This window comes from Chitinimonas sp. BJB300 (assembly GCF_002735695.1).
Taxonomy (GTDB): Bacteria; Pseudomonadota; Gammaproteobacteria; order Burkholderiales; family Chitinimonadaceae; genus Chitinimonas.
Window position 1 is genome coordinate 23,092 of the sequence record NZ_PDZH01000008.1, and the last position, 13,350, is coordinate 36,441.

The 13,350-nt window shown below is 53.6% G+C and carries 14 protein-coding genes and 1 pseudogene; 9 read left to right on the plus strand and 6 right to left on the minus strand.

The genetic code is table 11. From position 1 onward, the window contains the following. Positions 1–9: 9 nt before the first annotated feature. The 5 genes from CSQ89_RS02455 to CSQ89_RS02475 all read left to right on the plus strand — a co-directional run bounded on the left by CSQ89_RS02455 (position 10) and on the right by CSQ89_RS02475 (position 4,413). Positions 10–543 (plus strand): chemotaxis protein CheW, encoded by a 534-nt coding sequence (locus tag CSQ89_RS02455; protein WP_233202938.1) that lies wholly within the window; start codon positions 10–12, stop codon positions 541–543. Between the two features lies 1 nt (position 544). After that, positions 545–1,393, plus strand: coding sequence for a CheR family methyltransferase (locus CSQ89_RS02460; RefSeq protein WP_233202939.1), 849 nt, complete (start codon positions 545–547; stop codon positions 1,391–1,393). Next, the gene (locus CSQ89_RS02465) at positions 1,390–1,896 is read left to right on the plus strand and encodes a chemotaxis protein CheD (protein ID WP_099404611.1); all 507 of its coding nucleotides are present in this window, start codon (positions 1,390–1,392) and stop codon (positions 1,894–1,896) included. The genes CSQ89_RS02460 and CSQ89_RS02465 overlap by 4 nt, the downstream gene beginning before the upstream one ends. Before the next feature lie 39 nt (positions 1,897–1,935). Then, the gene (locus CSQ89_RS02470; RefSeq protein ID WP_099404612.1) at positions 1,936–3,114 is read left to right on the plus strand and encodes a protein-glutamate methylesterase/protein-glutamine glutaminase; all 1,179 of its coding nucleotides are present in this window, start codon (positions 1,936–1,938) and stop codon (positions 3,112–3,114) included. Positions 3,115–3,186: 72 nt separating this feature from the next. Then, entirely contained in the window at positions 3,187–4,413 is a 1,227-nt protein-coding gene (locus tag CSQ89_RS02475; RefSeq protein WP_158228875.1) for an EAL domain-containing response regulator, read from the plus strand. Positions 4,414–4,472: 59 nt separating this feature from the next. Here CSQ89_RS02475 and moaC read toward each other — a convergent pair whose 3' ends face one another. From moaC to CSQ89_RS02495, 4 genes are all read right to left on the minus strand, one after another. Beyond that, positions 4,473–4,973: a cyclic pyranopterin monophosphate synthase MoaC gene (gene moaC / locus CSQ89_RS02480; protein ID WP_099404638.1), complete on the minus strand. Its 501-nt coding sequence runs from the start codon at positions 4,971–4,973 to the stop codon at positions 4,473–4,475. A 127-nt stretch (positions 4,974–5,100) separates the two neighbouring features. Continuing rightward, positions 5,101–5,613, minus strand: a complete 513-nt coding sequence (gene moaE, locus CSQ89_RS02485; RefSeq protein ID WP_199065166.1) for a molybdopterin synthase catalytic subunit MoaE — start codon at positions 5,611–5,613, stop codon at positions 5,101–5,103. After that, positions 5,614–5,871 (minus strand): molybdopterin converting factor subunit 1, encoded by a 258-nt coding sequence (gene moaD, locus CSQ89_RS02490; RefSeq protein WP_099404614.1) that lies wholly within the window; start codon positions 5,869–5,871, stop codon positions 5,614–5,616. Between the two features lie 261 nt (positions 5,872–6,132). Beyond that, positions 6,133–7,344: a molybdopterin molybdotransferase MoeA gene (locus tag CSQ89_RS02495; protein WP_099404615.1), complete on the minus strand. Its 1,212-nt coding sequence runs from the start codon at positions 7,342–7,344 to the stop codon at positions 6,133–6,135. Positions 7,345–7,565: 221 nt separating this feature from the next. Between CSQ89_RS02495 and nadA the strand changes: the two genes are divergently transcribed. From nadA to CSQ89_RS02510, 3 genes are read left to right on the plus strand one after another with little or no spacing between them, the layout of a single operon-like run. Next, entirely contained in the window at positions 7,566–8,540 is a 975-nt protein-coding gene (gene nadA, locus CSQ89_RS02500; RefSeq protein WP_099404616.1) for a quinolinate synthase NadA, read from the plus strand. Positions 8,541–8,599: 59 nt separating this feature from the next. After that, positions 8,600–9,673 (plus strand): bifunctional nicotinamide-nucleotide adenylyltransferase/Nudix hydroxylase, encoded by a 1,074-nt coding sequence (locus tag CSQ89_RS02505; protein WP_099404617.1) that lies wholly within the window; start codon positions 8,600–8,602, stop codon positions 9,671–9,673. 44 nt (positions 9,674–9,717) lie between these two features. Beyond that, the gene (locus CSQ89_RS02510; RefSeq protein WP_099404618.1) at positions 9,718–10,140 is read left to right on the plus strand and encodes an Mpo1 family 2-hydroxy fatty acid dioxygenase; all 423 of its coding nucleotides are present in this window, start codon (positions 9,718–9,720) and stop codon (positions 10,138–10,140) included. A gap of 267 nt (positions 10,141–10,407) precedes the next feature. Here CSQ89_RS02510 and CSQ89_RS02515 read toward each other — a convergent pair whose 3' ends face one another. Continuing rightward, on the minus strand, positions 10,408–10,782 hold the full coding sequence (locus CSQ89_RS02515) for a hypothetical protein (protein ID WP_099404619.1): 375 nt from the start codon (positions 10,780–10,782) through the stop codon (positions 10,408–10,410). Positions 10,783–10,959: 177 nt separating this feature from the next. Continuing rightward, a pseudogene (locus tag CSQ89_RS22830) lies at positions 10,960–11,056 on the minus strand (prepilin-type N-terminal cleavage/methylation domain-containing protein); the annotation flags it as partial. Positions 11,057–11,426: 370 nt separating this feature from the next. Here CSQ89_RS22830 and CSQ89_RS02525 point away from each other — a divergent pair. Further along, complete coding sequence (locus CSQ89_RS02525) at positions 11,427–13,217, plus strand: monovalent cation:proton antiporter-2 (CPA2) family protein (RefSeq protein ID WP_099404621.1); 1,791 nt, start codon at positions 11,427–11,429, stop codon at positions 13,215–13,217. The last annotated feature ends 133 nt before the right edge of the window (positions 13,218–13,350 follow it).

Below are 13,350 nucleotides of genomic sequence, written 5' to 3' on the forward strand. Positions count from 1 at the left end.
AGCCAGACTATGATGTCCTTACGTCGCAGCAGCACGGTACAAGCCGAGCCTGTTGAGCAACCGCAGTACCTCACCTTCCGTGTTGGCGGTGAGATTTACGCGCTGGAAATCATCCACATCAAGGAGATCATCGAATACGGCGGGCTCACTGAAGTACCGATGATGCCGCGCTTTTTACGTGGGGTTATCAACTTGCGGGGTGCGGTGGTGCCGGTTATCGACCTGGCGGTACGCTTTGGTCGGGCAACCACGGAAATCGGCAAGCGTAGTTGCATTGTGATTGTTGAAGCGGAGTATGGGGACGATTGGCATGACTTGGGTGTGATCGTGGACTCGGTCGAGGAAGTACTTGAGCTGCGCCCAGAGGATATTGAACCGCCCCCTGCTTTTGGGGCCCAGTTGCGATCGGAGTTTATTCGCGGCATGGGTAAGATCGAAGGGCGTTTTGTGATCGTACTGGCATTGGAACATGTGCTGTCGATCGATGAAATGGCCGAATTGGCCAGCGCTCAAAAGCAGATAGACCCGGATTTGGAGAGCTGAATTGGCCACTGCTGCGTCCAGCCGCGATTTGCAGACTTTGCCTGGCGGTTTGACGCAAATGAGTGACGCCGAGTTCTCTCTTTATCAAGCGTTGATTGATCGTTTGATCGGCATCCATCTTGTACCCATCAAGAAGGCAATGCTGTCCGGCCGTTTGGCCAAGCGTCTGCGTGAGCGGAAACTGGCCAATTTTGGCGAGTATTTTCGGCTTATCGACGATGGGGGGGAGGTTCAAGAGCGGCAGATCGCCATTGACCTCATTACTACCAACGAAACCTATTTTTTTCGTGAGCCCAAGCATTTCGACGCGCTGCGCGATCGCTTGCTACCACCCCTCAAGGGTACACCGGTACGTGCGTGGAGCGCCGCTTGTTCCAGTGGAGAAGAAACCTACACGCTTGCGATGGTGCTGGCAGATGCATTAGGAGAGCATGCGTCGTGGGAGATTCTGGGTACGGATATTTCTAGCCGGATGCTGGCCACTGCCCAGCGAGGGCTTTATCCCCTGGAGCGTGGCCGATTGATACCCCATCACCTGCTCAAGCGTTTTTGTATGCGCGGCACGGGGGAGTATGCGGGTACTTTCCTGGTGAACAAGACCTTGCGCAAACATGTGAGTTTCGGGTCGATCAATTTGGTCCAGGCGATGCCTGATATTGGATATTTTGACGTGGTCTTTCTGCGTAACGTCATTATCTATTTTGATGCGGCTACAAAGCGTCAAGTAGTCGATGCCATGGTGGAACGGGTTAAACCTGGAGGGTGGCTGGTGGTGGGGCATTCGGAGACGTTGGTCGGGTTGCCGGCCGGTTTGGTGCCAATCTTACCGGCGATCTATCTTAAAAAATGACTCTCCAGATTGATATCTTCCTTCAGCCGGGAGAGGTCTATTTTGGTGACCGGGAAACGCGTATCCGTACCCTGTTGGGGTCTTGCATAGCGGTGACGTGGTGGCATCCCACCCGACAGGTGGGTGGCATGTGTCACTATCTGCTGCCACAACGATCGCAAAGCCAGCAGCTGAATATGTCGAACCTGGATGGGCGCTATGCCGAGGAGGCTTTCCTCCTGGCCATGCACTATATTCAGACTACCGGCACGTTGCCGGCCGACTATCAGGTCAAGATGTTCGGCGGGGGGCACGTGCTGATTGCCGACGTAGGCAAGACGTTGGCTGTTGGAGAGAGAAATATTGAATTCGGTAAGAAGTGGCTTGCGGGCCACGGGTTCCGGGTGAGTCGTGAGCACGTGGCCGGTCATGGCCACCGGCATATCGTATTTGATGTGGCAACGGGTGATGTATGGGTTCGCTTCAGCCCTCAGCATGAGGGTGTACCGTCGTCCAAACCATGATCACAAGCACATGTGGGTTCTATTCATGTGGGAAATTTCATGACTATAAATGTGCTGATCGTCGATGACTCTGCCGTAGTTCGCCAGGTGCTGACCGAGGAACTCAGGCGGGACCCGGAGATTACCGTGATTGGCACGGCCGCCGACCCGATTTTTGCCCGTGAGAAGATGAAGACCCAATGGCCTGATGTGATCATTCTCGACATCGAAATGCCACGGATGGACGGGCTGACTTTCCTGCGCCAGCTGATGACAGAGCGCCCGACACCGGTAGTGATCTGTTCAACCCTGACAGAGCGGGGCGCCAAGGTAACCATGGAGGCGTTGTCGCTCGGCGCCTTGGGTATCATCACCAAGCCTTCAATTGGTGTACGTAATTTTCTGCAGGATAGTTCAGCTGATTTATTGGTTGCTGTCCGTTCTGCTTACGCAGCTGCAGGCAAGCTGAGGCATGTGCGTCCGATTTCGTCAGATAAATCGGTATCGCCTTTTGCCAGTGGTGCGCCTTCGATTACCAGTGTTGCACCTACCCGTCCGCCTATAAGCGGCACACCCTCGTTCGTTGCTGAAAAAATCCAGTCTCCCAAGCTCACTGCGGATGCAATCCTCCCCCCGCCCTTGCCTGGTACGGTTTTGGCTGTGACCGAGCGTATTGTGGTGCTGGGCGTATCTACCGGGGGAGTGCAGGCGCTTGAACAGTTGCTGCCGAGTTTGACGGCGGGTTGCCCGCCGCTGGCGATTGTTCAGCATATGCCTGAAAAATTCACGGCGACTTTTGCCCAGCGACTGAATAACTTATCGAAGATCGAAGTCAAGGAGGCGGAAAATAATGACCGCATGATGCGTGGCAGGGCATTGATTGCCCCCGGCGGCAAGCATCTGATGGTTAAACGCGCGCCCACCCATTATTACGTGGAAGTCATTGATGGCCCGTTGGTCAGCCGGCATCGGCCTTCTGTGGATGTATTGTTTCGATCGGCTGCCAAATGTGCAGGACGTAATGCACTGGGTGTCATCATGACCGGCATGGGAGACGATGGTGCGCGTGGCCTGAAGGAAATGCATGATCTGGGGGCTTCGACGATTGCCCAGGACGAAGCAAGCTGCATTGTTTTTGGTATGCCAAAGGAGGCGATACGTATGGGTGGGGTTGGCAGTGTGGCCAGCCTTGATGAGATCCCGGGTTTGATCGAGCGTAGCGGCAACCGGCTGACGTAAGCCGGGTTTGACCGTGCAAGCGGGGCGGCCAGTTGGTGGCTTTGCCTATTTGTGTCTATGGCTGGGGTGGCTATGGCTGTCAATTCAGAACTCAGCGTCATGGTGGTCGAGGACAGCGCCGTACAGCGCATCCATGCTATCGATCTACTCGCAAACCTGGGAATAACACGTGTATTTGAGGCAGAGAATGGATGCCAAGCGCTTGAGGTGCTCAAGGGCTGTGGGAAGCTGGACATTCTTATGACGGATCTGGAAATGCCGGACATGGATGGCGTAGAGCTCATCCGGCATATCGCTGAAAGCCAGCAAGTCCATTCCTTGATCGTGGTTTCCAGTCGTGAAACCAGCATCCTTTCCACTGTCGAAACCATGGCGCACGAGCATGGCCTGCTGGTGCTGGGTATCGCGCAAAAACCGCTTTCCTACGACAACTTGGTTAATCTACTAGACAAGTTTCAACCAGCCGCCCTGGCTGAAAAGGAGGGCGCTGGGGAGCAAGCTTATCGGTTCAGTGCCGATGAACTTAATCAAGCGATCCGTAATAAGCAGTTGCTCCTGCACTATCAGCCGAAGGTGACGACCCATTCCGGTGTGATGCGCGGGGTCGAAGCGCTGGTGCGCTGGCAGCACCCTGAATTAGGCTTGTTGGCGCCAGCACGCTTTATTGCGTTTGCTGAAGATAATGGGTTGATCAGTGAACTGACCGACTGGGTATTGGAAAATGCACTTAAACAGTTGCGTGATTGGCATGCCAGAGGGATGACGATCAGCGCGGCGGTTAATTTGTCCGCCCTGTCTTTGTCGACGCCCGACCTGGCTGACAGGATTGCTGTGGTGACCAATCGTATCGGCATTGAGCCTAAATACCTGGTGCTGGAAATTACCGAGACTGCGGTGATGTCTGACTTGGCATTGGCGTTAGGAACGCTTGCTCGGTTGCGCCTGAAGGGTTTTGGATTGTCGATTGATGACTTTGGCACCGGTTTTTCGTCTATGCAGCAGCTATCGCGCATCCCGTTTACCGAGCTGAAAATAGACCGCTCGCTCGTGCACGGTGCGTCAGAAAAACCCCATCTGCATGTGATGCTGCAAAGCACGATAGAGATGGGAAAGAAATTGCACCTGACGACGGTAGCGGAGGGGGTGGAGAACCCTTCGGATTGGCAATTGATTCGCTTGCTGGGTTGTGATGTGGCGCAAGGATTTTATGTGTCCAAACCCATGCCGGGGGATGGACTGGCAAATTGGCTTAAACAGGGCACCCAACACTTGCGGCCGGCACGTCCACATAGCAATTGATCCGTTAGCTATTGTCTGGGCATGCCGTGAGGTGTCAGAACCCATCTAAAGACAGGTTCTCAGTCGTTACACTCACTTTCCGGTGCTGCACGCCAGTGCCCGGATTTCCCGCCCCGTTTTTCCACTAGTCGCACCATCTCAATGCACATGCCTTTGTCTGCCGCCTTGAGCATGTCATAAATAGTTAGCAGCGCCACGCTCACTGCCGTCATTGCTTCCATTTCCACCCCGGTCCTACCCACGGTTTCGGTACTGGCGATGCAGGTGACGATGGGTTCATTGGGGCTGAGGTTGAAGTCCAGACTCACGTGAGTAAGCGGCAAGGGGTGGCAAAGCGGAATCAATTCGCCCGTGCGTTTGGCCGCCATGATGCCGGCTAACCGTGCAACGCCCAACACATCTCCCTTTTTTGTGTTTCCCTGGCCGAGCAAGGCAAAGGTAGCCGGCAGCATACGGATGCTGCCTTGGGCAATGGCGAGCCGGTGGGTTTCCGCTTTGGCTGCGATATCGACCATATGGGCGTGGCCAGTTGCATTGAAGTGGGTGAGTGAGCTGCTCATGATCTGGGTTTGGTGGCTATCTTGTGGATGATGTTGTTTGGAACCTTGTTCGAGGTTGGCTACGCACTGGCGAAACGGCGTGGAAACAAGTTTGGAATATCCCAAAACGCTGCGGGTGCTTGGTTACCTAATCGTGGTCGTCATTGCCATAACGTTCGCTCACTATTTGATGCCAGCGTGCGGCAGCGGAGGCGTCATTTTCGCGTGCGGCAACCCAGCGCGGTCCTTCAGGAGTCCATTCCTTCTTCCAAAACGGCGCGCGGGTTTTCAGGTAATCCATGATAAAGGTATTGGCTTCATAGGCAGCGTGCCGATGTGCGCCGGCAGTCAAGACCATGACAATACGTTCGCCAGGTCGTAGGTTGCCTATGCGATGGATAATGCGCACCCCCTTCAATGACCAGCGCAGGGTAGCTTCTTGGGCTATGTATTGCAGTGCTTTTTCGGTCATGCCTGGATAGTGTTCCAACTCCAGGGAGACGACATCAGCCGCCAGGTTAAGGTCACGCACCAAGCCCACAAAGCTGACCAAAGCGCCAATGCTGTGATCGCTCTGGCTTAACGTATCGACTTCCTGGCCCAGGTCGAAATCGGCGGTTTGTACTGATATAGAGATGGGTTGTAGAGACAGCGTATCCATTCAGCCCCCAGTGACAGGCGGAAAGATGGCGACTTCGGCCCCTTCATGCAGCGGAGTTGAAAAATCGGCCAAGTCCTGGTCGACAGCCACGCGAAACACTTGGTTGGCAGCCAGCTCATTGGCCCAAATGCCGCCGCGGGCGCTCAGATGGGCGACCAGGTCGGCTACGTTTTGTATGCTGTCAGGTAGCGTGAGCGTTTCCTGTCCGGTTTGGAATGCTTCGCGTAAGCGGGCGAAATAGAGCAAGTTGATTTGCATGGTCTTGTAAGTAAGAGAATGCTTTTTCGTGCTTGGCCTTGTTGATTAGGCAGGCTCAAGCACGATGGGTGGCGAAAAGTCATGGTAGCAAGGGGTATGACGGGATACTCCAGGTATCAGTTCTGTCCGATTTTTGTTTGTTAAGGTTTTGTCTGATTTCAGTCTTGAAAGTTGCTTGTCTAACCATGTTGTGCAGATTCTTTAACCTGCGCTGGGCAAATTTGCAGGAAGGTATTTGGTTAACTTCCCTATCTCTATACCCTAGTTTAGTAGGCTATCGAGTGATAAGTAGCATATGGATTGTCCGGCGTGCACTACGGTATCGGATGGTAAGTCCACCAAACCATCAGCCCATGCCAAACCACTCATCACAGCGGAACCCTGTTGGGGGTAGAGCGCGACAGCCAGCGTACCGTCGGCTTGCTGGGCCAAGCGGGCACGCAGGAATTCACGGCGTTTATCTGCCCGGGGCCAGGTAAATGCGGCAGGCAAGGTGATGGCTTGCAAGGGGAGGGCATGCGTACCCATGCGCTTCTGCAAGAAAGGCCGCGCCAGTAAGACGAAGGTCAGGAAAGCGCTGACGGGATTACCCGGAAGGCCTATGAAGTCGGCATTACCCACTTTGCCAAATGCCAGTGGTTTACCGGGCTTGATGGCAATGCGCCATAAATCTAGGTGTCCTAGCTCATTGACGGCAGCTTTGACGTGGTCTTCTTCTCCTACCGATACCCCACCACAGCTGATGACGACATCGCATTCGCTTGCTGCCTGCTGTAGGGCTGCCAAGGTTGCCGCATGGGTATCCGCTACCTGCCCAAAGTCATGCACGCTGCAACCGAGGCGGCCAAGCAAGGTGGTGATGGCGAATTGGTTGGAGTTATAGATAGCACCGGGTGGTAATGGTTGGCCCGGTTGTATCAATTCATCGCCGGTACACAGCAGGCCGACACGCAGTGGTCTGAATACTGAAAGCGATGCAATGCCCAATGAGGCGGCCAAGGACAAATGTTGCGGTGCGAGGCGTTGGCCAGCTTGTAACACCTGACTGCCTTGGGCAATGTCTTCCCCCCGGCGGCGAATATGTTGGTGGGGGTTGATGGTAGCTTTTATCTGTACCCTGCCGTCGTACGCCTCGGCTTCCTCCTGCGGCACTACTGCATTGCAGCCGGGTGGTATCGGCGCGCCGGTGAAGATACGCGCTGCCGTGTCGGCTGGCAGCGGGTGGCCGTTTTGGCCCGCCGTAATACGTTGTACTACCGGTAAATCGAAGGGTACGGCATCGAAGTGAGAGAGATGTAATGCAAAGCCGTCCATCGCACTGTTGTCGAACCCCGGGACGTCGATCGGGGCGTCGATGGCAGTCGCAAGTACTCTCCCATCACAGTTGAGCAGTGGTAGAAGTTCGTAGTGGTTATGCGGCTGGGCGGCATCCAGCAAGGCTTGCCGGGCGGCGTCGAAAGTCATGAGGGACATGATGGACACGTATAAGGAAGTCGACGGGACCCTACGCCTTGGGCGTCTGCAAAGGGAGTACCTGATTGCACGGGTAGCATAAAGATTTTGATTTTGTTATGGTTCAGGCGTGCTGCGTTGTACCAACAGTGGGGATTCCGCTGGCAGCCTGCAAGAACTGCCTGCAATTGTCAGGCTCAGTCAGCCGCCGGAAAGGTGGTTTTTACATGGAAGGAACTCCCATGTCCAAGCGTGTCGTTACGCTGGCGCACTATTACACCGCGCCAGAAATCCAACGAATGGCCGATAAAGTCGGCGATTCTCTCGAACTCTCTTTGTTTGCCCGTGATGCCCAGGCGGACGTTATCGTCTTTGCCGGCGTGCGCTTCATGGCCGAAACCGCCAAGATTCTCAACCCGCAAGCTGAAGTGATCCTGCCTGATGCGGGCTCCACCTGTTCGTTGGTTACCCAAACCGATGTCAAGCGCTTGAAAGCTTGGCGTGAAAAGCATGCTGATTATGTGCATGTCTCCTACATCAACAGTTCGGCTGAGCATAAAGCCCTGAGCGACTGGATTGTGACCAGCCGCAATGTGGACGACATTATTGCCCACTTGTACGCCGAAGGTAAGAAAGTCATCTTCTCGCCTGATCGCAATATGGGTGCCTATCTGAATTACCAATATGGCTACGACATGCCGCTTTGGTCGGCAGTGTGCGAAGTGCACGACAAGTTCAATGAAACTGCGCTGAATGAAGGTATGGTCGCTGTCGATGGCCCCAAGTACCTGATTGCCCACCCGGAAAGCCCACTACCGGTGCTAAAGCGTGCTGATTATGTCGGCTCGACCAGTGGCATGCTGAATTGGGTGAAGGCGTTTGACCGAGAGCCCGATGCCACCATTTTTGTTGCTACCGAAGACGGTATTCTCTACAACATGGGTTTGGCGCGGCCTGATCTAAAAATAAAGCAGGCGCCGATTTATGCGGGCTGCCAGTGTAACCAATGCCCCTACATGAAGATGAATAACGTAGAGCGGGTGCAACGTGCCCAGGCTGGCGAAGGTACGCGTATCGATTACCTGACCGCCGAACAAATGAATGCCGCCCGCCTGCCCATCGAAAGAATGCTCGCGTTTAGCGAGGCGCAAATGCAAAAGACAGCAATGCCGGAACGGGTGGCTGTTGTAGCCTGTTCGATAACTGCGTTAGTTTAAAAGCGTAGAAAGGGCAGGTTGATCTGCCCTTTTTTCATTCCGTTAATGATGGAAAAGCCATGCATGAGTTCGATTACCTGATCTTTATCGGCCGCTTTCAGCCGTTCCACCAGGGGCATTTGTGGACCTTGCAGCATGCTTTGGCACGCTCGGAAAAGGTTGTAGTGCTATGTGGTTCGGCACGTCAGGCGCGTAACCCAATGCATCCTTTCACGGTGGAAGACCGCGAGAAGATGATACGGCTCGCGTTGCCCGACGAGGTTCAGTCGCGCGTATTCGTGGTAGGTATTTCCGATCGCATGTACAACGACCAGCAGTGGCTGACCGAGGTGCAGAATCTGGTTGATCGGGTGATCGCCGTGGATAACTCGGACGTGGGTAGCAGGCAGGCTCAATTTCGCATCGGTATTGTTGGCCCGCCACGCGGTGGCAAGAAGGGGAGTGCCGAGTATCTGGAGTTGTTCCCCCAATGGCAACGGCTGGAAGCACCGGAGCTGCCGGATGTGCATGCGTCGCGTGTTCGGCATGTGCTTTTTGATCCGGAACGCCAAGGGGATTGGCCCGCTTGCGCCGCTTTGCTGCCACCGCCGGTATTTGACTGGCTAAATGCATTTCGCGTCACCGAAACCTTTGCCAATCTGCAAAGCGAATATCTGTTCCTGAAGCGTTATCGGCAGAGCTGGGCCGCTTCACCCTATCCCCCCACCTTCGTGATGGTGGATGCGGTGGTGATTCACTCTGGCCATGTGCTGTTGGTACGCCGCCGTTCTCAACCGGGTAAAGGCTTGTGGGCGTTACCCGGTGGTTTTGTCCACCCTGATGAGCGTATCAAGGACTCCGTGATTCGTGAGTTGCGTGAAGAGGCCCGCTTAAGAGTACCTGCGCCGGTGTTGGGTGGGTCTATCCGCGCCAGTCGTGTTTTCGATCACCCGCAGCGTTCTTTGCGTGGTCGCACCATCACCCATGCGTTTCTGATTGAGCTGGCGCCGACCAGCGAAGGGTTGCCCAAAGTGCGTGGCGATGACGACGCCGATCGCGCTAAATGGGTGCCGCTGTTTGAGTTCAACCGTATGGAAGAACAGTTGTTTGAAGACCACTTTTATATTGTTAACTGGTTTTTAGGGCAGGTTTAGTTTCACAATCACGGGAAACGTTGATATCGCTCGGGGGAGCCGTCATGCGCACAATCGATCAACTATTCGACCGTTATGGCGAAAGCCACCAGCATCCTTTCAATAAGCGGGTGCACTGGTTGTGCGTGCCGCTTATTACCTTTAGCTTGCTTGGTATGCTTTGGGCTGTGTCACCTTGGTTGGCAATCGGCCTCGTTATCCTTGCCTTAGGGTATTACCTTGGGCTGAGCTGGGTTATTGCCACGGGTATGTTGGTGCTGGTGGGTTTGATGTTGTTGGTGCTGAGCCAGCTCGACCAAGTCTTCTACATCAGCTTGCTTATTTTTGTGTTGGCCTGGGTGGGTCAGTTCATCGGCCACAAGGTTGAGGGCAAGAAGCCTTCCTTCTTTGAAGATATCAAATTCCTGCTGATTGGCCCTGCATGGTTGTTGGGCTTTGTCTACCGTCGCTGGCGTATTGCTTATTGATGGGGCTAAGGTTTTCTATACCAGCCCATTCAAAAAGTGACGACATGGTGGTCGCAATCCAATTGAATGTGGTGCATTGGATAAAAAGTGTCTTGCAATGATTCATGTGGATGAATCATTGCAAGACAGGACATTGCAACATTTTAGCGGCACTTTGAGGGGCTAATTGTTTTGCCATATTCGCATATGGAAAATAAAGCTAACTAAACCGAATGGCGAAATATTGCATGGCGATTCAAATTTTCCCCGCATGTGTTCAACAGTTATTTAGGGCGTGCAACCTAACGCAAGGTCGGGAATTTTTACTGCGGCATCGTTAATTACAGTAAGTCCAGGCCCTTCGCACTGTTTAACAGAGCCACCAGCGGTTGTGCCAGCAAAGGTGTGCATGCCTTTTATATGACCAGCGGAAAGTGCGGCTGCCGTTGCATCTACTTTCCATTTTAAAATCACATTGGCTGAAGTATTTAACTTAAAATCTTCTAATACATAAGGATTGTCTTCAGCTTTAATCTCTGTAGATTGGGCTTTTCCTCCGCCCTTTGACCCGTCTATCGTGCCTTCAGTTTCTGCTTTGGCGTATATTGACGAGAAAGCTAATGCGCTAGACAGCATGAATGGGGTGATTTTTTTAACGTTCATAAACGATTGTCCTTATTCGAGTCAGGCCGAATATATTTATTGATTATTGATTATTGATTATTGATTATTGATTATTGATTATTGATTATTGATTAGACGAGGCGGAGTTGACGAAGGCGGTCAAGCCATTCTTGACATCCGACTGCGCCGCCTTGTCACTGCCCTTTTTCTGGTATTCAGCGAACTGCGGAATGGCGATAGCGGCCAGGATGCCGATGATGGCAACGACAATCATCAGCTCAATCAGGGTGAAACCTTTTTGGATTTTTTTCATGCGAATGCTCTTAATTCATTGAAAACAGTGGTTTACGCAATATTGCAGCCCCCAAAAATGGCAACGTCAATACAAACGGGTAGCTTGTAACGAGCGCATATGGGAATAATGCCGTTGACATTGCTAATGACATGAATACCAGCCGTTTTGGGGGGGCGCAGTAGAACACTACTTTCTAATAAAAACAAGTGCTACTGGAAAAACCAATATAAAACAATCACTTAGCAAGTATGACAAAGTAATAATATAGTGGTATTGAACGTGCGTTTTCTGCATCTTTGCCAGGGGCCTTGCTCTTTTGTCCCATTGAAACACTGGCGAAGTGTGCGTCTACTTGCCATTATCCGGGCACTTGTTTCGGAGTTTTCTTGTGTCCTTGCTATCGCAATCAGTTGTCTTGTTGGCTTCGGCGGTGATTGCCGTACCTTTATTGAAGCATTTTGGTCTGGCGTCAGTGTTGGGATATCTGGCTGCTGGGGTTGCGATCGGCCCTTGGGGATTGGGTTTGATTGGTGACCCGAGTGCTATCTTGCATGCCACCGAATTCGGCGTGGTGTTGCTGCTGTTCATTATTGGTTTGGAACTACAGCCATCGAGGCTATGGGTGCTGCGTCGGGCAGTGTTTGGGTTGGGTGGTGCACAGGTGTTGCTGACCAGTACGGCGCTTGCTTTGATCGGCTGGCTATTGGGGCTCGATACCACGGCCGCGATCGTGGCTGGCCTTGCCTTGTCGCTTTCGTCCACTGCTTTTGTCCTGCAGATGTTGGCCGAGAAGAACCAGTTAACCAGCCGGCATGGCCGAGATGGTTTTGCGGTGTTGTTGTTCCAGGACTTGGCGGTGATTCCACTGCTTGCCATTTTGCCGCTGTTGTCGCCGGCGACTTCAGCAGTTAGCCGGCCTTCCGCCTGGGTGTCGATTGGTGCGGTGTTGGCGGTTGTGGTTGGCGGGCGCTATTTGTTGCGGCCAGCTTTTGCGTTGGTAGCGCGGGCGAAGAGTCATGAAATCTTTGTCATGGCCACGCTATTGCTGGTAATGGCGATGGCGTGGGGTATGGAAGCCGCGGGACTAAGCATGTCGCTGGGCGCTTTTCTCGCTGGTGTGCTGTTGGCAGATTCGGAATATCGCCACGAGTTGGAAGCCAATATCGAGCCCTTCAAGGGGGTATTGTTAGGTTTGTTCTTCGTTGCCGTGGGGATGGCGGCGAACCTGGGTTTGCTACGCGCTCAACCGTTGGTGGTATTGGGCTTGGCTTTGGGTTTGATGCTGCTCAAAGCACTGCTGTTGTATTTGATTGGTCGAGTGGTAGGGCTGGATGGCCCGGCTGGGCGTAGGTTGGCAATTTACCTGGCACAGGGAGGGGAATTCGCCTTCGTGCTGCTAGCGGTAGCGGTAAGTCAGCAGCTGCTTGATACGCCAACGGCAGAGTTGCTGACCATGACGGTAACGTTATCGATGGCGCTGACGCCGCTTTTCGTTTCGGTACATGAGCGCTGGATTGCACCCAAGCTTGAACGCAAGCCGCCAAGGGAGTTCGACCAAATCGAGGCGGAACAGCATCGCGTGATCATTGCCGGTTTTGGCCGGTTTGGTCAGATCGTTGCCCGGGTGCTTCGAACACGCAAAATTGCCGTCACGGTGCTGGAGGCCAATCCTGAGCAAGTCGATTTTGTCCGCCGCTTTGGGAGCCGTGTCTATTATGGTGATGCTTCTCGGGTAGAGCTGCTGCGTGCGGCGGGTGCCGATAAAGCGGAAGTGCTGGTATTGGCTATCGACGAGGTGGAGGCCTCCATTAAGGCGGCAGAGACGGCGCGGCGGCATTTTCCTCAGCTGAAAATATATGCGCGCGCCCGTAATCGCTTTCACTACTACCGTCTACGTGATCTCGGTGTGGATGTCGTAACGCGTGAGACCTTTGCCGCCAGCCTGGAGTTGGCAGGTGATGTGCTGGCCGGCCTGGGTAGCTCGCGTGCGATTGTGGACGAGACCCTAACGGCTTTCCGTCAGCATGATGAAGCGCTGCTGGAACGTCAGTACGCGGTACACCACGATGAAACCCAATTGCTGCAGACCGCTCGCGACGCTATGGCCGAGTTGGAGGCGCTGTTTGAATCGGATAGTCATAGTGAGGTAAAGACTCAACCGACAAGCCCACCAAACTAGCGTGACGGTTTCCTTACAACCTGTCTAAAGGCTCGCGAGCTAAGGCAAGACAAGGCGAAAACAGCCGAGGTAGCGGCGTTTACGCGTGGTAAATGAGCATTCCGAGGGTGTTTTCAATGCCGTAAGGCCCACG

What these genes read in the sequence shown, in the direction of transcription:
- CSQ89_RS02455 (WP_233202938.1), top strand. Translation starts at nt 10, where the DNA reads ATGATGTCCTTACGTCGCAGCAGCACGGTACAAGCCGAGCCTGTTGAG.
- CSQ89_RS02465 (WP_099404611.1), top strand. Translation starts at nt 1,390, where the DNA reads ATGACTCTCCAGATTGATATCTTCCTTCAGCCGGGAGAGGTCTATTTT.
- CSQ89_RS02470 (WP_099404612.1), top strand. Translation starts at nt 1,936, where the DNA reads ATGACTATAAATGTGCTGATCGTCGATGACTCTGCCGTAGTTCGCCAG.
- CSQ89_RS02475 (WP_158228875.1), top strand. Translation starts at nt 3,187, where the DNA reads ATGGCTGTCAATTCAGAACTCAGCGTCATGGTGGTCGAGGACAGCGCC.
- moaC (WP_099404638.1), bottom strand. Translation starts at nt 4,973, where the DNA reads ATGAGCAGCTCACTCACCCACTTCAATGCAACTGGCCACGCCCATATG.
- moaE (WP_199065166.1), bottom strand. Translation starts at nt 5,613, where the DNA reads ATGGATACGCTGTCTCTACAACCCATCTCTATATCAGTACAAACCGCC.
- moaD (WP_099404614.1), bottom strand. Translation starts at nt 5,871, where the DNA reads ATGCAAATCAACTTGCTCTATTTCGCCCGCTTACGCGAAGCATTCCAA.
- CSQ89_RS02495 (WP_099404615.1), bottom strand. Translation starts at nt 7,344, where the DNA reads ATGTCCCTCATGACTTTCGACGCCGCCCGGCAAGCCTTGCTGGATGCC.
- nadA (WP_099404616.1), top strand. Translation starts at nt 7,566, where the DNA reads ATGTCCAAGCGTGTCGTTACGCTGGCGCACTATTACACCGCGCCAGAA.
- CSQ89_RS02505 (WP_099404617.1), top strand. Translation starts at nt 8,600, where the DNA reads ATGCATGAGTTCGATTACCTGATCTTTATCGGCCGCTTTCAGCCGTTC.
- CSQ89_RS02510 (WP_099404618.1), top strand. Translation starts at nt 9,718, where the DNA reads ATGCGCACAATCGATCAACTATTCGACCGTTATGGCGAAAGCCACCAG.
- CSQ89_RS02515 (WP_099404619.1), bottom strand. Translation starts at nt 10,782, where the DNA reads ATGAACGTTAAAAAAATCACCCCATTCATGCTGTCTAGCGCATTAGCT.